At 68.3% G+C, this 22,117-nt stretch carries 20 protein-coding genes; 14 read left to right on the forward strand and 6 right to left on the reverse strand.

From position 1 onward, the window contains the following. Positions 1 to 262: 262 nt before the first annotated feature. The 3 genes from dapB to OG474_RS35255 all read left to right on the forward strand — a co-directional run bounded on the left by dapB (position 263) and on the right by OG474_RS35255 (position 4,146). Positions 263 to 1,009 (forward strand): 4-hydroxy-tetrahydrodipicolinate reductase, encoded by a 747-nt coding sequence (gene dapB, locus OG474_RS35245; protein ID WP_405057952.1) that lies wholly within the window; start codon positions 263 to 265, stop codon positions 1,007 to 1,009. Positions 1,010 to 1,045: 36 nt separating this feature from the next. Beyond that, positions 1,046 to 1,495: a hypothetical protein gene (locus tag OG474_RS35250; RefSeq protein WP_405057953.1), complete on the forward strand. Its 450-nt coding sequence runs from the start codon at positions 1,046 to 1,048 to the stop codon at positions 1,493 to 1,495. Positions 1,496 to 1,653: 158 nt separating this feature from the next. Next, positions 1,654 to 4,146: an ATP-binding protein gene (locus OG474_RS35255; protein ID WP_405057954.1), complete on the forward strand. Its 2,493-nt coding sequence runs from the start codon at positions 1,654 to 1,656 to the stop codon at positions 4,144 to 4,146. 485 nt (positions 4,147 to 4,631) lie between these two features. On the opposite strand, the gene OG474_RS35260 is transcribed toward OG474_RS35255, so the two are convergent. Together OG474_RS35260 and OG474_RS35265 are read right to left on the reverse strand one after the other, a co-directional pair. Next, complete coding sequence (locus OG474_RS35260; RefSeq protein WP_405057955.1) at positions 4,632 to 6,359, reverse strand: alpha/beta hydrolase; 1,728 nt, start codon at positions 6,357 to 6,359, stop codon at positions 4,632 to 4,634. A 78-nt stretch (positions 6,360 to 6,437) separates the two neighbouring features. Continuing rightward, positions 6,438 to 7,004: a winged helix-turn-helix domain-containing protein gene (locus OG474_RS35265; RefSeq protein ID WP_405057956.1), complete on the reverse strand. Its 567-nt coding sequence runs from the start codon at positions 7,002 to 7,004 to the stop codon at positions 6,438 to 6,440. A gap of 42 nt (positions 7,005 to 7,046) precedes the next feature. Between OG474_RS35265 and OG474_RS35270 the strand changes: the two genes are divergently transcribed. After that, on the forward strand, positions 7,047 to 7,484 hold the full coding sequence (locus OG474_RS35270) for a VOC family protein (RefSeq protein ID WP_405057957.1): 438 nt from the start codon (positions 7,047 to 7,049) through the stop codon (positions 7,482 to 7,484). 1 nt (position 7,485) lies between these two features. Here OG474_RS35270 and OG474_RS35275 read toward each other — a convergent pair whose 3' ends face one another. Both OG474_RS35275 and OG474_RS35280 read right to left on the reverse strand, forming a co-directional pair. Then, positions 7,486 to 8,100 carry a GNAT family N-acetyltransferase gene (locus OG474_RS35275; protein WP_405057958.1) on the reverse strand — a complete coding sequence of 205 codons (615 nt, stop codon included), beginning with the start codon at positions 8,098 to 8,100 and terminating at the stop codon, positions 7,486 to 7,488. A 70-nt stretch (positions 8,101 to 8,170) separates the two neighbouring features. Continuing rightward, on the reverse strand, positions 8,171 to 9,361 hold the full coding sequence (locus OG474_RS35280) for a DUF418 domain-containing protein (RefSeq protein WP_405057959.1): 1,191 nt from the start codon (positions 9,359 to 9,361) through the stop codon (positions 8,171 to 8,173). A gap of 173 nt (positions 9,362 to 9,534) precedes the next feature. On the opposite strand from OG474_RS35280, the gene paaA reads away from it, so the two are divergent. The 6 genes from paaA to OG474_RS35310 are packed head-to-tail and all read left to right on the forward strand — an operon-like array spanning position 9,535 to position 13,762. After that, a complete protein-coding gene (paaA, locus tag OG474_RS35285; protein WP_405057960.1) occupies positions 9,535 to 10,452 on the forward strand; it encodes a 1,2-phenylacetyl-CoA epoxidase subunit PaaA in 918 nt (305 codons plus the stop codon). Then, positions 10,449 to 10,730, forward strand: coding sequence for a 1,2-phenylacetyl-CoA epoxidase subunit PaaB (paaB, locus tag OG474_RS35290; protein ID WP_405057961.1), 282 nt, complete (start codon positions 10,449 to 10,451; stop codon positions 10,728 to 10,730). The genes paaA and paaB overlap by 4 nt, the downstream gene beginning before the upstream one ends. After that, positions 10,727 to 11,461 (forward strand): 1,2-phenylacetyl-CoA epoxidase subunit PaaC, encoded by a 735-nt coding sequence (gene paaC, locus OG474_RS35295; RefSeq protein ID WP_405057962.1) that lies wholly within the window; start codon positions 10,727 to 10,729, stop codon positions 11,459 to 11,461. Before paaB ends, paaC begins: the two co-directional genes overlap by 4 nt. Then, positions 11,455 to 11,934, forward strand: a complete 480-nt coding sequence (paaD, locus tag OG474_RS35300; RefSeq protein ID WP_405057963.1) for a 1,2-phenylacetyl-CoA epoxidase subunit PaaD — start codon at positions 11,455 to 11,457, stop codon at positions 11,932 to 11,934. Before paaC ends, paaD begins: the two co-directional genes overlap by 7 nt. Positions 11,935 to 11,959: 25 nt before the next feature. Beyond that, positions 11,960 to 13,057, forward strand: a complete 1,098-nt coding sequence (gene paaE, locus OG474_RS35305) for a 1,2-phenylacetyl-CoA epoxidase subunit PaaE (protein ID WP_405057964.1) — start codon at positions 11,960 to 11,962, stop codon at positions 13,055 to 13,057. Between the two features lie 27 nt (positions 13,058 to 13,084). Continuing rightward, positions 13,085 to 13,762, forward strand: a complete 678-nt coding sequence (locus OG474_RS35310) for an alpha/beta fold hydrolase (protein ID WP_405057965.1) — start codon at positions 13,085 to 13,087, stop codon at positions 13,760 to 13,762. Between the two features lie 1,340 nt (positions 13,763 to 15,102). Here OG474_RS35310 and argG read toward each other — a convergent pair. Continuing rightward, positions 15,103 to 16,536 carry an argininosuccinate synthase gene (gene argG / locus OG474_RS35315; protein WP_405057966.1) on the reverse strand — a complete coding sequence of 478 codons (1,434 nt, stop codon included), beginning with the start codon at positions 16,534 to 16,536 and terminating at the stop codon, positions 15,103 to 15,105. A gap of 107 nt (positions 16,537 to 16,643) precedes the next feature. Here argG and OG474_RS35320 point away from each other — a divergent pair, with 107 nt between their 5' ends. The 4 genes from OG474_RS35320 to OG474_RS35335 all read left to right on the forward strand — a co-directional run bounded on the left by OG474_RS35320 (position 16,644) and on the right by OG474_RS35335 (position 21,308). Next, a complete protein-coding gene (locus OG474_RS35320) occupies positions 16,644 to 17,450 on the forward strand; it encodes a metal-dependent hydrolase (RefSeq protein WP_405057967.1) in 807 nt (268 codons plus the stop codon). A 195-nt stretch (positions 17,451 to 17,645) separates the two neighbouring features. Next, the gene (gene dapA, locus OG474_RS35325; protein ID WP_405057968.1) at positions 17,646 to 18,560 is read left to right on the forward strand and encodes a 4-hydroxy-tetrahydrodipicolinate synthase; all 915 of its coding nucleotides are present in this window, start codon (positions 17,646 to 17,648) and stop codon (positions 18,558 to 18,560) included. Beyond that, positions 18,557 to 20,251 carry a ribonuclease J gene (locus tag OG474_RS35330; protein ID WP_405057969.1) on the forward strand — a complete coding sequence of 565 codons (1,695 nt, stop codon included), beginning with the start codon at positions 18,557 to 18,559 and terminating at the stop codon, positions 20,249 to 20,251. The genes dapA and OG474_RS35330 overlap by 4 nt, the downstream gene beginning before the upstream one ends. Positions 20,252 to 20,276: 25 nt before the next feature. After that, the gene (locus OG474_RS35335; RefSeq protein WP_405057970.1) at positions 20,277 to 21,308 is read left to right on the forward strand and encodes a LacI family DNA-binding transcriptional regulator; all 1,032 of its coding nucleotides are present in this window, start codon (positions 20,277 to 20,279) and stop codon (positions 21,306 to 21,308) included. On the opposite strand, the gene OG474_RS35340 is transcribed toward OG474_RS35335, so the two are convergent. After that, positions 21,262 to 22,116 (reverse strand): hypothetical protein, encoded by an 855-nt coding sequence (locus OG474_RS35340; protein WP_405057971.1) that lies wholly within the window; start codon positions 22,114 to 22,116, stop codon positions 21,262 to 21,264. The two genes, OG474_RS35335 and OG474_RS35340, sit on opposite strands and share 47 nt — an antisense overlap. Between the last annotated feature and the right edge of the window lies 1 nt (position 22,117).

Genomic DNA, 22,117 nt, shown 5'->3' on the forward strand with positions numbered 1-22,117 from the left:
AGATGGTCGAACCGTGCCCAAGGCCGCGCCTTGAGCACCCATCGACCACTTTCCCGCCGCGGAAATGGCTGAACGGTGCTCAAGGGGCTTTGGGCACCCATCGACCACTTTTGTGCCGTGGAGATGGTTGAACGGTGCTCAAGGGTGGGCTTTGAGTACGCATCGACCACTTTTGGGCGGTGGAAGTGGCTGGGCGGTGCTCAAGGGAGGCCGGGGTGGATGAGATCCTTGGGGGGTTGTCGGGATCGGTGAGAGGGCGCGGATGATCAAGGTTGCGGTGCTGGGGGCCAAGGGCAAGATGGGCGCTCAGACGTGTCTGGCGGTTGATGAGGCCACGGATATGGACCTGGTCGCCCAGCTGGACCACGGGGACGATCTGGCCGAGCTCTCCAAGGCGGGCGCCCAGGTCGTGGTGGACTTCACCCGGCCCGAGGTGGTGATGGAGAACCTCGAGTGGTGCATCGGCAACGGGACGAACGCGGTCGTCGGGACGACTGGCTGGGACGAGGAGCGGCTGGCGAAGCTGCAGTCCTGGCTGGATGCGGCGCCGGGCGTCGGGGTGCTGATCGCGCCGAACTTCTCCATCGGCGCGGTGCTGATGATGCAGTTCGCCGCCAAGGCCGCGCAGTACTACGAGTCGGTGGAGATCATCGAGCTGCACCACCCGGACAAGGTGGACGCACCTTCCGGGACAGCACGCCGTACGGCGGAGCTGATCGCGGCTGCTCGCCGGGCGGCCGGTTCGGGGCCGATCCCGGATGCGACGACGACCACTGTCGACGGCGCTCGTGGTGCCGACTTCGAGGGGATCCGGGTGCACGGCGTCCGGCTGCGTGGGCTGATCGCGCACCAGGAGGTGCTGTTCGGCGACGAGGGCGAGACGCTGACCATCCGGCACGACTCGATGGCTCGGGTGTCGTTCATGGCAGGTGTGTTGCTGGGTGTCCGCACCATCGTCACGACGCCAGGGCTGACCGTTGGGCTCGAGCACTTCATGGATCTTGCCTGACCGGGGTGGTGGGGTGGGGAAGGATTGGTGCTGACCGTGAAGGCTAAGACCGCGGCGATCGTTCTGGCGGTCGTGTTCGTCGCGTACGCCGTTTTGCTCGGCTGGCGCGGGGTGTTGCTGATCGGCACCGGCGACCCGATCGCGGTCGGGCTCGGCATCGCCGTACTGGTGATTCCGGTCCTCGGCGCCTACCTGGTCTGGCGGGAGCTGCGGTTCGGCTCCCAGACCGAGGGACTCGCCCGGGAGCTGGAGGCGGCGGGCGGGCTGCCGGTCGACGACCTGCCGCGGCGGCCGTCCGGGCGGATCGACCGGGCCGCGGCCGATGCGGCCTTCGAGCAGTACCGAACCGAAGCGGAGGCTTCGCCCGACGATTGGCGGGTATGGTTCCGGCTGTCGACGGCGTACGACGCCGCCGGGGACCGTAAGCGCGCACGGGCGACCATGCGCCACGCGATCGCCCGGCACGACGCTGCCGACGCGCTCTGAGCAGCACCGAATTCGTACCGAACCGGCCTGGGCACTTTCTGTGAGTTCGCTGGGAACCACCCGCGACAAACTGACAAGGCGGGCCGGAAAAGATACTTTCGTGGGAAACGTACGTGGCAACCGCCACGTCGAGGCCGGAAACTGGGTGGAGCCGTCCTGTGTCGTCCGACGGATCTCGCCGCGGTTCGGACGACGTGCAGGGAGCTGGGTTCGGCGGCCTGTTGCGCCGGCATCGGCGAGACGCCGGGCTGTCGCAGGAGGGCCTGGCGGAGCTGGCCGGTCTGAGCGTCGACGCGATCGCGGCGTTGGAGCGGGGACGTCGACGTGCGCCCAGAGCGCACACTCTGCGACTGCTCGCGGACGCACTGCGGCTGAACAGCGCAGAGCGCACTCAGCTCACCACCTCCGCCCGCAACGACACCGAGTCGCCACAGCCGGTGCTGCGGCGTCCGCCCGCTCCGCCGAACGAGTTGATCGGCCGGACTGTCGAGCTGACTGCGACCAAGCGGCTCCTGAGCCAGCGCATCACCAGACTGCTCACGCTGACCGGTCCGGGTGGGGTCGGTAAGACCCGGCTCGCCATGGCGGTCGCAGCCGAGCTCTCCGACGACTTCCCCGACAGTGTCTGCTGGGTGCCGCTCGCGTCCCTCACCAACGCGGAGAGGGTCGCTCCCGCGGTCGCTGCGTCGATCGGCCTGCACCCGATGGACAGCACTCGGCTGATAGAGGAGATCGCCGAGCAGATCGGCCAGCGAACCCTGCTGCTCGTGTTCGACAACTGCTCGCACGTGGTCTCGTCCGTCGGGCAGGTCTGTGCAGCGCTGCTGGAGTCCTGTCCGAACCTGTCTATCCTCGCCGCCAGTCGCGAGCTGCTGCGAGTCCCCGGCGAGAACGTGTACGTCGTACCGCCGCTCGCACTGCCGCCGGAGGCGGACGAGCCTGAGGTGTCTGCCGCGGTCCGACTGTTCGTGGATCGGGCGAGTGCGCGTGGTTACGACCCGGCCGGGCAGCTGGAGCAGGTCGCCCGGGTGGTTCGCCGGCTGGAGGGTATGCCGCTCGCGATCGAGCTGGCAGCCGCCCGGACGAACGTGATGACGATCGAAGAGCTGGCCGGTGAGCTGGAGACCTCGTTCGGCATCCTGGCCGGAGGCGACCGTACGGCGTCGCCGCGGCAGCAGTCGATGCGCGGCGCGATCGAGTGGAGCCACGACCTGCTCACCCCGGCCGAGCGCGATGTCTTTGCGCAGCTGTCAGTCTTCGTCGGTGGCTGGACGCTGGGCGCCGCCGCGATGGTGATGTCGGGGGACGCCGCTCCCGGACCGGTCGCCCGGGCCGAGGCGCTCGACCTGACCGGACGGCTGGTGGACAAGTCGCTCATCCGGGTCACTCGGCACCGCGGCGTCGCGCGGTACTACATGCTCGCCGTCATCCGTGAGTTCGCGGCAGACCGGTTGCAGACCACGTCGAGCGTGGACGAGGCGGTCCGCCGGCATGCGCACTTCTACATCGGGCTGGCTGAGCAGGCGGAGCGTGAGCTGCGCGGCGCCAACCAGGAGGAGTGGCTCGAACGGTTGCAGAGCGAGCTGGACAACCTGCGAGCAGCCATGGCGTGGGCGCTGCAGACCAGGTCGGCCGGCGAGGCGCTGCGGCTCTCCGGTGCGCTCTGGCTGTTCTGCTACCTGCGCGGTCACTACGCCGAGGGCAGTCAGTGGCTGGAGCGTTCGCTCGCACTGCTGCCTGCAGCTGACGAAGCGGCTCCTGCACTGGCCAAGGCGAATCTCGGTGCCGGCATGCTCGCGTTCCTGCAGTGCGAGTACGACGTGGCGACGACTCGGCTCCAGACCGCGCTCACGCAGTACAAGGAGCTCAAGGACTCTGCCGGTACGGCGTTGGTGCTGCAGCGACTGGGGGGAGTGGCGCGAGAGCGTGGCGACTATGCGACCGCCGAAACCCTGAACTGTCAGAGCTACGACCTGTTCGAGGAGGTCGGCGACCAGTCCGGCATGTCCTGGGCGCACAACCACCTCGGCTTCGCAGCGTGGTTGCGTGGCGACCTGGATGTCGCTGCGCGTCGCTGCGGCCGAGCGCGGGACAGCTTCCGCGTACTGGGTGATGGCGAAGGTCTCGCCTGGTCGCTGATCAGCCTCGGTGCGATCGCGCAGTACAAGGGTGAGCTGGTCGAGGCGGAGGGGCTGCTGCAGGAGAGCCTCACGCTGTCGCAGCGACTCGGCTACCGCGAGGGCGTGGCCTGGTCGCTCAACCAGCTCGGCATTGTGGAGCGGCGTCGCGGTCTGACCGAGCGTGCGGTGCACCTGCTCGACGAGAGCCTGGCTGAGCACCGGGACCTGGGAGACCGCTGGCGATCGGCCAGTGTGCTGGAAGAGCTCGCGGCTGTCGCTCAGCACCGAGGCCGCAGCGAGTATGCGGCATTCCTGCTGGGTGCGGCGGACGGCGTACGGGAAGTGATCCAGGCGCCGGTGCCGGAGGTCGAGAAGCCCGACTACCTGGCGACGCGGAGCGCGGTCGAGGAGTCCCTCGAACGGCGTGCCTTCCGGACTGCCTGGTCAGCCGGGCGCTCGGCGCCACTTGCTGCGGTCGCCGACGGCTACCCGTTCCCGAGTCCGGATCCGGATCGCTCCCGGCGGCTCTGACCGGCCCGGCCGATCAGCAGTCCACCAGAGCTGCTGATCGTCGGGGGCACGGGGTGGTACATGCCTCGCGGAGCATCACGACCTGGGGGATCGACGATGCCCCGCGAGGGATCTGGGTGCGGCGGGACGCATGGATCCGTGGTCCCGGCCGGCTGCGCCTCTGTCTGACCCCCCAGGCAGTCCCCCCACCTTGCAGCCGGCCGAAGCCACGTCCAGCGGTCGAGCCTTTCGTCGAGCCCTCCCGGTCGACGCCCGGCTCTCCCGCGCTGACACAAGGTTGCCGAAGTCACGCTGCGTCGCACAGGGACGGAACCCTGACATAGCCCTGACAAATATGTCCTGACAACGAAAGCTTCACAACGATTTGGCCGACCGTGATCGCGGCCTGTCCGTCGGTAATTCCGGACCGGTCGGAATTACCGGTCCGGAAGGTGGTTCAAGCGTTTGGCCGGGACCGATTCATGATCATTCAGTGCGTTATGTTTTCAGTGCAGGTAGCCGGAAATAGCGGCGGTGAATCCGGCAGCCCGGCGCAGTGGTGATCCGGCCTTGGCGCCACCCTCGTCCGCCTCGGGTCCGACGGGCTCCGGGGTGGATGGCGCGGGGATGCCTTCACCCGGGCAACTGACGTCGGCGGCCGGGGTCTTGCCGGTGGTGAGGAAGGTGTTGACGATCCGGTCCGCGCACTTGTTCACGCCGCCGTAGACGCCGTGGTCTCCTTCGCCCGTGATGGTCAGCAACCGCGATCCGGCGTACCGCTGATGGGCCGTGGCGGCCAGCGCATAGTTGGTGGCTGGGTCGTGCTGGCTCTGCACCATCAGGGTTGTGGGCAGTCCGGCGCCGGTCGGCTGTGGCAGAGAGACGTTTGGGCGGTCCCAGTAGAAGCACGGGTTCTCGTTCATGCTCCAGCCGATCAGCGGGTGCCGCGGGCCGAGCCGGCCGGCGAGTTCGTCGGCGGCTTCGCGGCCCTGCGGCCAGGCCGTGTCGTTGCAGGTGATCGCGCTGAAGGTCGCGTCCGCGTAGTCGTCGCCGAGAGCGGAGCGGCCGAGCGCGGGGAGGCCGACCAGGTTGCGGTGGGCCCGCCGTACCAGCTCTTGCTGACGGGCCGGGGAGAGTGCGTCGACCGTGCGTTGTGCGGCCCGCGCACCGCCTTTTGTCTGGGCCGCGGAAAGGTCGCGGAGAAATGCGAGATCGATGGCGAGCGAGTAGAAGTCGAGTTTTGTATACAAATCCCCGGCGACCAGGTCGTCGAGCGCGTTCTGGTCGTAGGTGATCCGGACCGAGGCTTCCAGGAACTCCTCGACCGCGGGCTGCTTCTTCAGCGCCGCTCGTAACTTTTCGTAGTTGCGAACCACCTGGCGGGACGTCGTACCGAGGTGCAGTTTGTCGTCGTACTTCGCCGCCCAGACCGCGAAGTCCTGCTCGAACCGGCGCTCGAACGCGGCCGGCTGGGCCTCGAACGTGCTGATCCAGGGGTTGGTGAAGTCGGTGTTCGAGTCGAGCACGAAGCGGCCGACGTGCTGCGGGAAGTAGGTCTGGTAGTACGCGCCCATCCAGGTGCCGGCGGAGTAGCCGACGAAGTCGATCTTGTCGAAGCCGAGCAGCTGGCGGATCAGGTCCATGTCCTGGACGGTCTGCCCGGTGGTGATGTAGGGGAGCAGGCCGCGGGACTGCCCGTCGCAGTACGGCTGGGCGAGTTCGGAGGCCCGCGAGATCAGGTCCAGGTTCCACGGGTCGCGGTCGCGGGCGTCCATCGAGTAGCCCGGCGCGCCCTGGCAGGTGACGTTGGTGCTGTCGCCGGTACCGCGGGGGTCGAAGCCGACCGCGAGGTGGTTCTTCGCCAGCGGGGCCTGACTCGCCAGGTACGGCGCCATCCCGAGCCCGGCGCCACCGGGGCCGCCCGGATTGCCGAACACCACGCGGGTCGGCTTGCCGTGCTCCGGGGCGACCTTGCTGATCGCGAGCTCGATGTCGGTCCCGGCGTACTGATGGGACCAGTCGCGCGGCGCGGCGATCTTCGCGCAGAACGTCCGCAGTTGCTCGTCACCGCAGCGCCGCCAGCTGAGTTTCTGCTGCAGGTACTTGTTCGCCACCGGCCGCGCCTTGTCGACGATCACCCCAGTCTGCATCGAGGCGGTCGCTCCCGAGCCGGGAACAACGAGGACGGCGGCGGCGGACAGCCCCAGGCCGACGGCCAGGGAGACGAGCTTCATACAGACTCCAACGGCAAAGCGTGATCGGACCGTCGCAATCTGTCATGTCAGGCGTGCGTGGTCGAGCACCACCCCCGGCTAGTCGCTAGCTTTCGGCGGCAAGAAGTAGGCGAGCATCCGCACCCGCCGTGCGTCCGGCGTCGGCTCCTTGCGTTGCAGGTAAGGCATCAGCAGGACCTCCAGATCTTCCTGCACCTTGCGCAACTCCTCGGCGGTGAGCCACATCCCCGCGTTGAAGAGGCCCGCCGACCGAGCCCAGTCGAGCTCGAGCTCCGCCTCCGTCCCCTCGACCCACTGGCGCGGCAGGTGCTCGTAGCTCAGCAGCATCGCGCTGCTCAACGCCCGTGCCGCCTGCTGAACCTCAACGTCCCCGTCCTCGGGAATCTCGAAGAAGATCCCGCGCCCACAGGCCTCCCAGCTGTCCCCGTCCCGCCGGACCAGGCCCACCTCGGCCAGCCGCTCCGCATGCGTCGCCGCGTCCTCGTCGCTGATGCCGACCGCCTCGGCCAGTTCGCCGGTCGTCGCCACCCCGTGCCGCGTCAACCGATCGGTGATCGCCAACCGCACCGGCTCGGCCAGTACCCGCATCGCCTCGGCGCCCGTAAGCACCATGTCCCCGACCTCGTTTACCCGCACCTCGCTCATGGCGGTAAGACTGTCACCCTCAAGGGCGAGTGGAGGAGTGACGTGACGGCGTTCGAGCTGCATATCGTGTTCGACTGCGCGGATCCGGACCGGGTGGCGCGGTTCTGGATGGCGGCGTTGGGTGGTTACGACTTCCCCGTGCCGGTGCCGGACGGGTTCGCCGGCTGGGAAGAGTGGGCGGACGCGCAGGGGATCCCGGTCGAGCAGCGGCCGACCGCGCGGACCTTGGTGGACAAGGTGCGGGACCGGCCGGACATCTTCTTCCTCCAGGTACCGGAGCCGAAGGTGGTCAAGAACCGCCTGCACCTGGACATCAAGGTGGCACTCGGGCTGTCCGGAGATGACCGCCGTACGGCGATCGACGCCGAGGTGGAGCGGTTGACCGGGCTCGGAGCAACCGTCGTACGGCGTGCGGACGAGCCGGACGGCTACCTCGTGGTGATGGGTGACCCCGAGTCGAACGAGTTCTGCGTCAACTGACTCAGGCTTCGGCTTCGGCGGCCGGGTCGGTGTGGAGGCGGATCTGCTTGATGCGGACCGAGCCGTCGCCGTACAGGTCGAGCTCGCGGTGCGCGGTGTCGGGAGCCCAGCCGGCCTCGGTGTAGAAGGCGCGGGAGACGTCATCGGTGGAGTTGATCCAGACGGTGACCCGGCGGAAGCCGTCGGCGCGGACGGTGTCGACGACCGCGTTCAGGAGGCGGGAGCCGTGGCCGGCGCGGGTGGCGTCCGGCTGGACCGCGAGTTCGGCGATCAGGGCGTCGTGCTGGCCGTCGGCGTCCGGGTCGTCCGACACGGTGATGGCGGCGAACCCGACCAGCGTGCGGCCGGCCAGTGCGACCATCACCCGGTTGCGGGCCTCGCCGGGCGCGAGCAGGGCGGCGCGCCACTGGGCCGCGAACTGCGCCGGGTTCAGGTCGGCCAGGACGTCCGGGGGCAGCAGGCCGGCGTACGACGCGCGCCAGGCCGCGACCTGGACCTCGCCGATCGCGTTCGCCTCGGCGGGCAACGCGAGCCGCACGCTCGTCTCGGCCACCGGCGGCTCACCGGACAGGTCGGACAGATTCGCAGGCTCGGGTACGCCGAAGTCTTCACTCACACCGTGCATCCTCCCAAACCGCCGGACCCCGGCCGCCTCCGGGGCGGTCGGGGTGGCCGGGACAGTGGAGTTAGTAGACGAGGCGGCGGAGCAGGGTTTCGGCGGGACCGCGGTAGGAACGGCGGCTCATCGTGTAGGCGCCGATCACCGAGACCAGCCAGACGCCGACAGCTACTGCGAGGGCCGTGTACGCCGTACTGCCGAAGCGGTGTCCGAGGTCCAGCGTGAACGGGGCCAGCAGCGCCATCCACGCGACGGACTGGAACAAGTAGCCGGACATCGACCGCTGGCCGAGTGAAGAGATCGCCCGGACCGGCAGCGACACCGTGGTGATCCGCGAGACCAGCAGGCCGAACAGAGCGATGTAGCCGGGACCACCGAACATCCCGCTGACGTGGGACAGCATGCTCAGCGCATCAACCGCGGCCTCGTCGACGTGCAGCCAGCCGGCTCCGACCAGTGCGTACGGCAGACCGCCCAGGATGGTGATGCTCATGCTGACGACGGCGACGCGGGTGAGCAGAGTGCGGTGGGCGGCCGGGTTCTCCAGGATCTGCTTGCGGGCGGCCCAGATGCCGAGCCAGACGACCATGATGAACGGGATCACGCTCGCGGTGTGCAGCGGGTACTCGTGCAGCCGGTCCAGCAGACTCGCGCCGTACGACGATGCCGCGAGTGACGGGTTCGGCTCGTTGATGATGGCGTGCGCCGGGCCGGAGCTGGCGAGTGTCGTGACGACGGCTTGGATGCCGACCCAGGCGACGTACAGGATCTCGAAGGCCCAGATGCCGATGACGATCCGGTGGAACTTGTCACCGCGGTTGAGGAGCAGCAGCGTGCAGATGATGCCGACGATGCCGTACGCCCCGAGGAAGTCGCCGAAGTACAGCAGGGTGGCGTGGACCGCGCCGAAGGCGATCAGCCAGGCGTTCCGCTTCAGCAGGATCCGCCGGACCGCGCCCGGCGTGGCGCCGGAGGAGCGCTGCCGCCGGGCCAGCTGGACCAGGCCGTAGCCGAACATCACCGCGAAGACCGGGTAGGCCCGGGCGTCGACGAAGGTGAGCTTGAGGAAGTTCAGGACGCGCTCGAGCCCGTGCGGCGCGGTCTCGACACCGGGCTGGCCGGCGAACGCGAAGTTGGAGCTGTTGGCCAGGCCGATCAGGAGCAGCATCGCGCCGCGGATCAGGTCGGGGGCGAGTGCCCGCTCCTTGCCGGTGACCGGACCGCGGTGGTCGGCCGGGAGGGTTTGCTGGATCGTCACGGGAGGGTCCTTCCGAACTGTTTAGCCCTTGAACTGTTGTGACGATCCTCCCGCCGCGACCATGGTCCGCTCCAGTGCGCTGAACCCCCTTCTCCGGGTAGGTCCAGCACCACCCTTGTGACACCTTTCGTCGATCTGGAGAAAAAGTGTCACATCTGGGCTATGCTCCGGGTATGGACAGCTTCCAGGCGACCATCGACGCCGACGGCCGGATCGAGCCGCGGGACGCCATGCCCGACGGCTACCGCAAGACCCTGATTCGGCAGATCGCGCAGCACGCGCACTCGGAGATCATCGGCATGCAGCCGGAGGGCAACTGGATCAGCCGGGCGCCGTCGCTGCGCCGCAAGGCGATCCTGATGGCCAAGGTCCAGGACGAGGCCGGTCACGGCCTCTACCTGTACGCCGCGGCCGAGACGCTCGGCGTGGACCGGGCCGACCTGCTCGACCTGCTGCACACCGGCCGGCAGAAGTACTCCAGCATCTTCAACTACCCGACCCTCACCTGGGCCGACATCGGCGCGATCGGCTGGCTGGTCGACGGCGCCGCGATCGTGAACCAGGTGCCGCTGTGCCGCTGCTCCTACGGGCCGTATGCGCGAGCCATGGTCCGGGTCTGCAAGGAGGAGTCGTTCCACCAGCGGCAGGGCTTCGAGATCCTGCACACGCTGTCCACTGGTACTCCGGGGCAGCAGGCGATGGCGCAGGACGCGCTGGACCGCTGGTGGTGGCCGTCGCTGATGATGTTCGGTCCGCCGGACGCCGCGTCGACGCACTCCGAGCAGTCGATGGCGTGGGGGATCAAGCGGCACAGCAACGACGAGCTGCGGCAGCGCTTCGTCGACATGACCGTTCCGCAGGCTGATGTGCTCGGGCTGCGTGTCCCTGACGACGGACTGGTGTACGACGAGGCCAGTGGTCACTACAGCTTCACCGAGCCTGACTACACCGAGCTGTACGAGGTGGTGAAGGGCAACGGGCCGTGCAACGAGACGCGGCTCGCCAACCGGGTCAAGGCTCATGAGGACGGCGCCTGGGTGCGCGAGGCAGCTGCGGCGTACGCGGCGAAGCAGTTGGAGCGTGCAGCGTGACGGTTGAGCCACTGTGGGAGGTCTTCGTGCGTTCGCGGCGTGGGCTGTCGCACACGCATGTCGGGTCGCTGCACGCGCCCGACGCGACCATGGCGTTGCGGAACGCGCGTGACGTGTACACCCGTCGTCAGGAGGGTGTGTCGATCTGGGTGGTGCCGGCGACCGACATCACCGCCTCCAGCCCGGATGAGAAGGACGAGTTCTTCGATCCGGCGGGTGACAAGGTCTACCGGCACCCGACGTTCTACGACGTTCCGGAAGGTGTCGACCACCTGTGAGCGACCTCTTCGTCTATGCGCTGCGGCTCGGTGACGACGCGCTGATCGCGGCGCAGCGGACCGCCGAGTGGATCGCGGCCGCCCCGCAGCTCGAGGAGGATGTTGCCCTCGGCAACATCGGGCTCGACCAGCTGGGCCAGGCCCGGTCGCTGCTGCAGTACGCCGGTTCGATGGACGGCCGCACCGAGGACGACCTGGCGTACTTCCGCGAGGAGCGTGAGTTCGTCAACCTGCAGCTGTGCGAGCTGCCGAACGGCGACTTCGCACACGCGATGGCCCGCCTGCTGTACTTCGCGACGTACCAGCACCTCCTGTACGACGAGCTCCGCGCGAGCGCCGACGAGACGCTGGCCGGGGTGGCGGGGAAGGCCGTCAAGGAGGTCGCGTACCACGTCGACCACGCGACCCAGTGGGTCGTGCGGCTGGGCGACGGTACTGAGGAGAGCCACCGCCGGATGCAGGCCGCGCTGGACGAGCTCTGGCCGTACACCGCGGAGATCTTCGAGTCCGACGAGCTTGTACGGCGTCTACCGGTCGCTGTGGATCCGGCCGGTTTACGGGATGAGTGGGAGCGCCGGGTGCTCGCGGTCATCGACGAGTCCACGTGCAGTCGGCCGGAAGCGTCGTACCAGCACAAGGGCGGCCGGAGTGGTCGGCACACGGAGCACATGGGGTACCTGCTGGCAGAGCTGCAGCATGTGGCGCGCTCACACCCGGGTGCGACATGGTGACCGACGCTGCGATCCTCGACGCGGTAGGTGAGGTCGCTGACCCAGAGGTGCCGGTGCTGACGATCGCAGACCTCGGAGTGCTGCGCGGTGTGCGGCATGAGGGTGATGAGGTCGTCGTGACGATCACACCGACGTACTCGGGCTGTCCTGCGATGGATCTGATCCGGCACGAGGTTGAGCTGACTCTGAACCACCTTGGTGTCGACGGTCATGTTGAGACCGTGCTGTCGCCGGCGTGGACGACGGACTGGATGAGTGAGGCGGGTAAGGCGAAGCTGACCGAGTACGGGATCGCACCGCCCACTGGGCGTCGTGCGGTCGGCGGTCCGGTGATGCTGTCGCTGACGATCCGCTGTCCGTTGTGTGGCTCGCCTGACACCTCGGAGCTGAGCCGGTTCGGGTCCACGTCCTGTAAGTCGCTCTGGCGCTGCAACATCTGCCGCGAGCCCTTCGATCACTTCAAAGACCTTTGAACATCCAACTCAGCAAGGCGATCTGATGACTACTACAACTAGTCCAGTGGCTGCTCGGCGCCGTGCGACCTTTCATGCGTTGAAGGTGGCGGCGATCGAGGCGCTGACCGATGACTCGGTGGCGATCACCTTCGCCGTACCGGTGGAGCTTGCGGGGGAGTACGACTTCGCAGCGGGCCAGCACCTGACGGTCCGCCGTACCGGCGACGACACCCGGCGCAGCTACTCGATCTGCTCGCGCGCTGGTTCCGGTGTGCTGCGGATCGGGGTGAAGCGGATCCCCGGTGGCACCTTCTCGGCGTACGCGGCGCATGAGCTCAAGGTGGGCGACGAGCTCGAGGTGATGACCCCGCTCGGCCGCTTCGGTACGACGCTCGACCCGGCCAACGCCAAGCACTACGCCTTCGTGGCTGCGGGGAGCGGCATCACCCCGGTGCTCTCGCTCGTCGCGACCACCCTGTCGGTCGAACCGTCCAGCCGCGTCACCCTGCTCTACGGCAACCGCACTGCGGGCTCGGTGATGTTCGCCGACGAGCTGGCCGACCTCAAGGACGTGTACGCCGAGCGTCTGCACCTCGTGCACGTGCTGTCGCGGGAGTCCACCGAGGTGGAGCTGTTCAGTGGCCGCATCGACGCGGAGCGATTGCAGCGCATGTTCGCAACCATCCTGCCGATCGCAGGTGTCGACGAGTGGTTCCTCTGCGGCCCGTACGCGATGGTCGTCGGTGCGCAGGAGCTACTGCTCGCCGAAGGCGTCGACCGCGCCCGCGTGCACGCCGAGCTGTTCCACGTCGGCGACGAGGCCCCCAAGGCGCCGGTCGAGGAGACCACCTCCGACGCGGACGCCGCACAGGTCACCGTCATCCTCGACGGCCGCCGCTCCACCTTCCCCCTCGGTGAGAACGCCAGGCCGATCCTCGACGCCACCCTCGCGGTCCGCTCCGACGCCCCCTTCGCCTGCAAGGGCGGCGTCTGCGGCACCTGCCGCGCCAAGGTCCTCGACGGCGAGGTCCGGATGGATACCAACTGGGCCCTCGAACCCGACGAGATCCGCGCCGGCTACGTCCTCACCTGCCAGTCCCACCCGACCACGTCGGCCGTGACCGTAGATTTCGACGCCTGACCCCCTTGCAGCGCTAGTAGTGCAGGTATGCGCATCTCTTTGTCTGCAGGAGAGTTCGAGTACGCCGACACCGGCGACCCGGCGGCTCCGCCGGTCGTCCTCCTGCACGGTCTCAGCGGCAACTCGAGTCGCTGGGACCTGGTTGCTCCCGAACTCGCCAAGCATCGCCGGGTGCTCGCCCTCGACCAACGCGGCCACGGCGCGAGCGTCCGGGCAGCGTCGTACTCGTTCGAGGCGATGCGCGACGACCTCCTGGAGTTCGTCGACGCTCTCGGCCTGCAAACGTTCCTCCTGGTCGGCCACTCCATGGGCGGCACGGTCGCCGCGCTCTTCGCTGAGCACCACTCCGACCGCCTCACCGGCCTAGTCCTCGTCGACGCGCCACCGCCAGACGGCGATGGCGACTGGACCATCCCGCCGCGCCCCACCGAAGACCCCGGCTTCGACTGGAACTGCCTACCCGCGATCTTCGCCCAGCTGACAGCCCCGGACCCGTCCTACCTCTCCGACCTCCGCAACATCGCCGTACCCACCCTGATCCTCGGCGGCGGCTCCACCAGCCCAGTCCCACAACAAAAACTCGCCGACGCGGCGGCCCTTATCCCCGACTGCACCCTCACCACCATCGAAGGCGCCGGCCACAACATCCACCAAACCCGCCCCATCGAACTCCTCGCCGCCCTCGCCCTCCGCTTCCCCCTCTGACCCCTCGCCTCGACCTGCTCAACCAACTGCGACCGGTGACCGGGGCCCGGTTGCTTGAGCTTCCGGGCTTTGGTTGCTCGCGACGATCACGTGGACTTGTGGCTGATCGAATGCGGTGGCTGGGGTCTTTGGCTGGCCAGTAACCCCGCCTCCCCGAATGTGCTCGTCCCGTCCGATCGCTGTGATGCGGCCGGCGGGGTAGGCGGTGGCTGGTCGTCGCTACGGCCGGTATGACTGAGGCGGGTGGCTGAGCGGTTCTACGGCTGAGGGGGATGGCGAGGCCGGTGACCGAGGTTCCGGTTGTTTGAGGTTCCGGGCTACGGCTGAGGCCGGCGGGTGACGGTAGCCGGGCAAGTTTCGGTTGCTTTCCCGAGAAAAAAGTACGGCCAACGAATCGGGTAGGTGGTTGGTCTCGCGCCACGACTGGTGGCGTGAGACACCTTGTGACGGGTGGAGACCTGTTGCCATAGGTCTCCGGCCCCAATTTGTTGTCTCCGGCCCCGGCTTGTTGTCTCCGGCCGCCAGTGGTGGCGCGGGCCGGCGGCGTCGGCGGGGGTCTGGGGAGTTCTGCTGGTCGTTTTCGGGAGGTTAGGTTCCCCAGTCCGCCGTGACTGCCCCCGGCGGGTGGCGCCACCGTGCGATCAGCTCCCGAGTGGGGGGACCGTGCCGCCGGATATCGATTTCCAGCGACCTACTCCTCACACTCGACGCCCCACTCCTCACACTCGTACGATGGCTTCACTCGCGGGCAGTACGGGGGCTTCACTCGGGCAGCGCGGAGGGTTCGCTGGCGGCTGGCACTGGGGTTCACTCGCCGACGGGATCACCTCGGCCAACTGTTTGCTGGCAGCAACCACCGCGACGGGTCAGCCACCAAGCCTCCGCACCGACCGCACCAAGCAAAGTGCTCAGCCACCGCGGCGGGTCAGTGAATAAGCCTCGTCAACAGCGGCCTCAGCCATAGCCCGTCAGCCGAAGGCAACGGGGAACCGCGGTCACCGACCGAACCATCCGGGCCAGCCGAAGACCACCTCAGCCACCCGCTTCAGGCAAACCGGCCGCAGCGGCGACCAGCCACCGCCTACGCCGCCGGCCCGGAGTCGCCCCGGCCACAATCAGGGGGTCTGCACACCCGGCGGGGGCCGTGAACAAGTCATTCCTTGTTCACGCCCACCAGTTCTTGTTCACGGCCCCGAGTAGTGCCGCGGGGACCGGCTCGGCGGGGTGGCGACGACGCGCGGGTGGCGACGGGGTCGTGCCGTACTACCCACCGGGTGGCGCGACGGCGAACAGCCCGGCTCTCTCCACCTGAAGAGGGCCGGGCTGTTGGGTACGGCGGGTCAGTCGGTGCCGGATTCCATGGCGGCGCGGTCGAGGAGGAGGTCCTCTTCGGAGGCTTCGCCGCGGGAGGCGATGGCCTGGGCGCCGCCGGTCGGCATCGGGCCGATCAGGTCGGTGGACGCGGCCAGCGCCGGGTTCGACGTACCGAACAGGCCCAGGCCGGCGTACTGCTCGAGCTTGGCGCGGGAGTCGGCGATGTCGAGGTTCCGCATGGTGAGCTGGCCGATCCGGTCGACCGGGCCGAAGGCGGAGTCCTCGGTGCGCTCCATCGAGAGCTTGTCCGGGTGGTAGCTGAAGGCCGGGCCGGTGGTGTTGATGATCGAGTAGTCGTCGCCCCGCCGTAGCCGCAGGGTGACCTCGCCGGTGATCGCCGAGCCGACCCACCGCTGCAGCGACTCGCGGATCATCAGCGCCTGCGGGTCCAGCCAACGGCCTTCGTACATCAACCGGCCGAGCTTGCGGCCTTCGTTGTGGTACGCCGCAAGCGTGTCCTCGTTGTGGATGGCGTTGACCAGCCGCTCGTACGCAGCGTGCAGCAGCGCCATCCCCGGCGCCTCGTAGATGCCGCGGCTCTTGGCCTCGATGATCCGGTTCTCGATCTGGTCCGACATCCCGAGCCCGTGCCGGCCGCCGACCGCGTTGGCCTCCAGGACCAGGTCGACCGCGGAGCCGAACTCCTTGCCGTTGATCGTGACCGGCCGGCCCTGGACGAAGCCGACGCTGACGTCCTCAGTCGCGATCTCGACCGAGGGGTCCCAGAATTTCACGCCCATGATCGGGTCGACGGTCTCGATCCCGGTGTCCAGGTGCTCCAGCGTCTTGGCCTCGTGCGTCGCGCCCCAGATGTTCGCGTCGGTCGAGTACGCCTTCTCGGTGCTGTCGCGATACGGCAGGTCGTGCGCGACCAGCCACTCGCTCATCTCCTTGCGGCCACCGAGCTCGGTGACGAAGTCGGCGTCCAGCCACGGCTTGTAGATCCGCAGATTCGGGTTGGTCAGCAGGCCGTAGCGGTAGAACCGCTCGATGTCGTTGCCCTTGAAGGTCGAGCCGTCGCCCCAGATCTGGACGTCGTCGGCGAGCATCGCCCGGACCAGCAGCGTGCCGGTCACGGCCCGCCCGATCGGCGTGGTGTTGAAGTAGGTCCGCCCGCCGGACCGGATGTGGAAGGCGCCGCACGTGAGCGCGGCCAGCCCCTCCTCGACCATCGCCGCGCGGCAGTCCACCAGTCGCGTGAGCTCGGCGCCGTACGCCGTCGCCCGCCCGGGGACCGACGCGATGTCAGGCTCGTCGGCCTGACCCAGATCGGCGGTGTAGGTACAGGGCACCGCTCCCTTGTCGCGCATCCACGCGACCGCGACCGACGTGTCGAGACCTCCCGAGAACGCGATCCCGACCCGCTCACCAACCGGCAACGACGTAAGCACCTTGGACATAGGAAGAGTATGCATGCCTCTGAATGATTATGCAAAACGTCGGTGACGGGAGTGGCTACTGTGACTGCTGAGACGGAATTGAGAAGATGGCCGTCTGCTGGAGGGGAGTGAGGCGCACCATGATGGGGCGGTCGCATGCGTTGTCGGGGTGGGTCGTGGGGCTGGCGGTGGCGCCGATGGTCGGACTGACCTCGGTGGCCGAGGTGGTGCCGTTCGCGGCGGCGACCGCGGGCTACGCGTTGGTGCCGGATCTGGATCATCCAGGCGGGAGTGCGTCGCGTCTGCTCGGGCCGGTCACCGGTCTGATCTCCAGCGCGATCCGGACGTTCTCCGGCGTGCTCTACAACCTGACCAAGGGTCCACGCGACGAAGACAGCACGGGCAAGCATCGCCACGCCACGCACACCCTCGCCGCAGCGATCGGCCTCGGCATGCTGGCCGCCAGCTTGGGTGACCGTGGCAAGTGGGCAGTCCTGGCCGTCGCAGCAACCGGACTACTCCTGGCAGCCCACGTGTTAGGCGACTGGATCCTGATCGCCGTGCTCGGCGCCACCGCCTACTCCGTCCTCGGTACGGCGCTCCCCGGTACGACGCCCGCTGACGCGCTCCAGGCGGGCCTGTCGGGCATCGGGGGCTGGATCGGGGTGGCGGTAGGCCTCGGCATGTTCACGCACTGCCTGGGCGACAGTCTGACGCGTTCCGGGTGCCCGTGGCTCTGGCCGCTCCCGATCCGCGGCGAGACCTGGTACGAGATCCGTCTGCCCCGGATGCTCCGCTTCAGCACGAACAGCTGGGTCGAGCGACTCGTCGTCGTACCGGTGTTACTGGCCGGCGGTGTCCTGCTCCTGCCCGGGGCACTCGAAATCGTTGAACAACTCTTCAACAGCACCTCGATCTGGCTCGCAGATCACTGATTTATCGACAGAGAGCTACGGAGACGCTACTTATCGTGTTCAGAGAATTTTTTCCAGACTTTTTTCGGGGAACCTGTAACGACTCCCCAGGCTCACCCGATAGGACGAGTGAGCCTGGTAGCTGCCCGGACCCCCGAGCGGACAGCTACCAGGCCTACTCATTTCTTCAGGCGTCGGGGCGGTAATCTGAACCCCATGTCCTCGCCAGCTACGAACGCCGCTCCGGTGCTGCCTTTCGGCCGCCTGACGACGGCCATGGTCACACCCTTCACGCCGGACGGATCCCTGGATCTCGCCGCGGCGCAGAAGGTGGCCACGCATCTCACCGACGGCGGGAACGACGCCCTCATCCTGAACGGGACGACCGGCGAGTCCCCGACCACCACGGACCAGGAGAAGGCGGAGCTGATCCGCGCCGTCCGCGAGGCCGTGGGGGACCGGGCCAAGCTCGTGGCCGGCGTCGGGACGAACGACACCGCCCACACCGTCGAGCTCGCCCGGCAGGCCGAGGCCGCCGGCGCCGACGGGCTGCTGGTCGTGACGCCGTACTACAACAAGCCTCCGCAGGAAGGTCTGCGTCAGCACTTCACCAAGGTCGCCGACGCGACCGGCCTGCCGAACCTGCTGTACGACATCCCCGGCCGCGCCGGGGTGGAGATCGCGACCGAGACCTTGATCGCGCTCGCCGAGCACCCGCGGATCGTCGCGGTGAAGGACGCCAAGGGCGACCTGGCCGCGACCACCAAGGTGCTCGCGAACACGGATCTGTTCTACTACTGCGGGGCCGACGAGCTGAACCTCGCCATGCTGGCGATCGGTGCGGTCGGCATCGCGAGTGTCGTCGGACACGTCGCAAGCCCGGAGTACCGGCAGCTGATCGACGCCGTGGTGGCCGGCGACCTCGCCACCGCCCAAGAGATTGATCGACGGTTGGTGCCCGCCGTCGAAGCGATTATGACCATTACCCAGGGCGCCATCATGGTGAAGGCCGCACTGAAGCTGGCCGGCGTCATCGACCACGCGACCCTCCGGTCGCCGTTGGTCGAGGCGACGCCCGCGCAAGTGGACCGGCTCACCACCGACTTGAAAACGGCAGGACTGATTGCATGAGCCATCCCCATCCACATCTCGACGCGCCCGGACCGCTGGCTCCGGGCGCTTTGCGGGTCATCCCGCTCGGCGGCCTCGGTGAAGTAGGCCGCAACATGACCGTGTTCGAGTACGACGGCAAGCTGCTGATCGTCGACTGCGGCGTACTGTTCCCGGACGAGAACCAGCCCGGCGTGGACCTGATCCTGCCGGACTTCCAGCCGATCCGGGACCGGCTGAACGACGTGGTCGCGGTCGTTCTGACACACGGCCACGAGGACCACATCGGCGGGTTGCCCTACCTGCTGCGGGAGCGCGGCGACATCCCGGTGATCGGGTCTCAGCTCACGCTCGCGTTCCTCGAGGGCAAGCTGAAGGAGCACCGGCACCGCAATGTGCCGCAGCAGACCGTGGTCGAGGGCGAGAAGCTCCAGATCGGCCCGTTCGTCTGCGAGTTCGTCGCGGTCAACCACTCCATCCCCGATGCGCTCGCGGTCGCGATCCGCACCCCGGCCGGCATGGTGCTGCACACCGGCGACTTCAAGATGGACCAGCTGCCGCTGGACGGCCGGATCACCGACCTGAACGCGTTCGCGCGGCTCGGCGAGGAAGGGGTCGACCTGTTCCTGGTCGACTCCACCAACTCCGAGGTCCCCGGCTTCACCACCCACGAGCGCGACATCGCCCCGGTGCTGGACGGCGTCTTCACCAAGGCGAAGAACCAGCGCATCATCGTGGCCTGTTTCGCCTCGCACGTGCACCGCGTCCAGCAGATCATGGACGCCGCCGTGAAGCACCGCCGCAAGGTCGCGTACGTCGGCCGGTCGATGGTCCGCAACATGGCCGTCGCCCGGGACCTGGGCTTCCTGAACGTGCCCGGGGACACGCTGATCGACATGCGCGAGCTGGAGAACTACCCGCCCGAGCAGGTCGTGCTGGTCTCGACCGGGTCCCAGGGCGAGCCGATGTCGGCGCTGTCGCGGATCGCGGCCAACGACCACCACGTCGTCCAGATCCAGCCGGGTGACACCGTCGTACTGGCGTCCTCGCTGATCCCGGGCAACGAGAACTCGGTCTACCGGGTGATCAACGGCCTGACCCGGCACGGCGCGAACGTGATCCACAAGGGCAACGCCCTGGTGCACGTCTCCGGTCACGCGAGTGCCGGCGAGCTGCTCTACTGCTACAACATCGTGAAGCCGCGCAACGTGATGCCGGTGCACGGCGAGATCCGGCACCTGCACGCGAACGCCGAGCTGGCGATCCAGACCGGCGTACCGCGGGAGAACGTGGTCGTCGTCGAGGACGGCGTGGTGGTCGACCTGATCGACCGGAAGGCCGTCATCGCGGGCAAGGTCGAGTGCGGCTACGTTTTCGTGGACGGCTCGACGGTCGGCGACATCACCGAGACCTCGCTGAAGGACCGGCGGATTCTGGGCGACGAGGGTTTCATTTCGGTGATCGCCGTGATGGACTCCGTCACCGGGAAGCTGACCGCCGGACCGGAGATCCAGGCCCGCGGATTCGCCGAGGACGACACTGTCTTCGACGACCTGAAGCCGAAGATCGAGGCGGAGATGGCGAAGGCGATCGGCGGCGGGGTGGACGACATCTACCAGTTGCAGCAGATCATCCGCCGGGTGGTCGGCAAGTGGGTCAGCGACACCCACCGCCGGCGCCCGATGATCATCCCGATCGTCGTCCAGAGCTGACAACAACGATGAGAGTGGGCCGGCGATGAGCATCAACGGTGTGAACGGCACGGGCCAGCGCCGGCCCACGATGAAGGAGGTCGCAGCCCGGGCCGGGGTGGCACTCAAGACGGTGTCACGCGTGGTCAACGAGGAGCCGAACGTCAGCCCCGAGCTGACCGCGAAGGTCCAGGCGGCGATCAAGGAACTGAACTACACGCCGAACGAGTCGGCCCGGATGCTGCGGCGCGGCAAGACCGGCACGATCGCGGTCGTCATCCGCGACATCGGCGACCCGTTCTTCGCCTCGCTCGGCCGCGCGGTCGAGCTGTGGGCCCGCTCGTCGGGCTCGGTGGTGATGATCGGTCTGACCGACGAGGACCCGGAGCGCGAGCGGGACGTCTGTCTCGAGTTCGTCGCCCGCCGGCCGGACGCGCTGATCATGGCGCCGATCGGGGAGACCCAGGACTATCTGGCTCCGCATGTCGACGCGGGGATGGCGGTCGTCACGATCGACCGTCCGGCGCACGGCATCGAGGCGGACGCGGTGCTGGCCGACAACGCGGGCGGTATCGACCAGGCGATCGACCACCTGGTTCGGCAGGGGCACCGGCGGATCGCCTACCTCGGCGACGACGAGCGGATCTTCACCGCGCGCGAGCGCGTGGTCGCCTACCGGGCCGCGATGGCCCGGCACCGCATCGACGTCGACGAAGACCTCGTGCACCTGTCCGAGCCGACCACGGAGGGCATCGGCATCACGCTCTCCGCCGTGCTCGATCGTCCGGAGCCTGCGACGGCGTTGCTGTCGGCCAACAACATGACAACCGCCGAGGTACTGCGGGGTCTGGCGGGCCGGCGTGACCAGGTCGCGCTCGTCTCGTTCGACGACCTGGCTCTCGGCGACCTGCTCAAGCCCGGTCTGACCGCGGTGGCGCAGTCGGCCGACGTGATGGCCCGGACCGCGATTCAGCTGATGACCGAGCGTCTCCCCGAGCCGCACCGGCCGGGCCGCACCGTGCGGGTCCCGGTCAAACTGACGATTCGTGGCTCGGGGGAGATTCCGCCAGCTTCGTAGCCGGCGGTTCACCGAAACGAGCCAGTACGACGGCGGCGGCGACCGCGATGAGGAAGCCGCCGACCGCGATCGCGCCGAAGCCCGGCCGGGAGTGATCGCCGAGCGCCAGCAGCCCGACCAAGGCCGGGAACACGGTCTCGCCGACCACCAGCATGGCCGTGGCCATCGTGACACCGCCGCGCTGGAGTGCTGAGGCGTAGAAGAACATCGCCAGCGCACCGCTCACCACAGCGGTGTAGAGGGCCGGGTCGGCGAGCAGCTTCAACGGGTGGAAGTCGGAGATGATCCGGCCCGAGATGGCAACCAGCCCGAACGCCAGTCCGGCGACGAGCCCGAGCAGCGGAGCCCGCAGTCGCTGCGGAGCGCGTTGCGTCGCGAGACCCGCGAGCCCGAGTGCGATCGTTGCCCCGATCAACCACATCCGGAATCCGTGGCTGACCGCCGTACCGCCTTCGCTGCCGGCTGAGATCCCCAGCAGGGCAAGCCCACCGCAGACCGCTGCGACAGCGGTCCACTCCTTCGCGCCCAGCCGCAGGCCCAGGATCCGCGAGACTACCGCGGTCACTGCCAGGCTCGCGGCCAGTGCGGCCTGCACCACGAACAGCGGCAGCGACTGCAAGGCGACCATCTGCAGCCCGAAGCCCAGCAGATCCATCCCGATGCCGACCAGGAACCGCCACTGCCCGACGATGCGGACCACTCCGCGCGCACTGACATCAGGACTGGTCCGCGCTGCCGCAGCCTGCAGCACCGACGCCAATCCGTAGGCAACGGCCGCAGCCAACGCACACACCAACCCCAGCACCATG

The sequence above is a fragment of the Kribbella sp. NBC_01505 genome (assembly GCF_045040285.1).
GTDB lineage: Bacteria > Actinomycetota > Actinomycetes > Propionibacteriales > Kribbellaceae > Kribbella.

Bases quoted from the DNA above. Each gene is read 5' to 3' on its own strand.
- dapB (WP_405057952.1), top strand. From the start codon at position 263: ATGATCAAGGTTGCGGTGCTGGGGGCCAAGGGCAAGATGGGCGCTCAG.
- OG474_RS35260 (WP_405057955.1), bottom strand. From the start codon at position 6,359: ATGAAGCTCGTCTCCCTGGCCGTCGGCCTGGGGCTGTCCGCCGCCGCC.
- OG474_RS35265 (WP_405057956.1), bottom strand. From the start codon at position 7,004: ATGAGCGAGGTGCGGGTAAACGAGGTCGGGGACATGGTGCTTACGGGC.
- paaA (WP_405057960.1), top strand. From the start codon at position 9,535: ATGGACAGCTTCCAGGCGACCATCGACGCCGACGGCCGGATCGAGCCG.
- paaD (WP_405057963.1), top strand. From the start codon at position 11,455: ATGGTGACCGACGCTGCGATCCTCGACGCGGTAGGTGAGGTCGCTGAC.
- paaE (WP_405057964.1), top strand. From the start codon at position 11,960: ATGACTACTACAACTAGTCCAGTGGCTGCTCGGCGCCGTGCGACCTTT.
- OG474_RS35310 (WP_405057965.1), top strand. From the start codon at position 13,085: ATGCGCATCTCTTTGTCTGCAGGAGAGTTCGAGTACGCCGACACCGGC.
- argG (WP_405057966.1), bottom strand. From the start codon at position 16,536: ATGTCCAAGGTGCTTACGTCGTTGCCGGTTGGTGAGCGGGTCGGGATC.
- dapA (WP_405057968.1), top strand. From the start codon at position 17,646: ATGTCCTCGCCAGCTACGAACGCCGCTCCGGTGCTGCCTTTCGGCCGC.
- OG474_RS35330 (WP_405057969.1), top strand. From the start codon at position 18,557: ATGAGCCATCCCCATCCACATCTCGACGCGCCCGGACCGCTGGCTCCG.
- OG474_RS35335 (WP_405057970.1), top strand. From the start codon at position 20,277: ATGAGCATCAACGGTGTGAACGGCACGGGCCAGCGCCGGCCCACGATG.
- OG474_RS35340 (WP_405057971.1), bottom strand. From the start codon at position 22,116: ATGGTGCTGGGGTTGGTGTGTGCGTTGGCTGCGGCCGTTGCCTACGGA.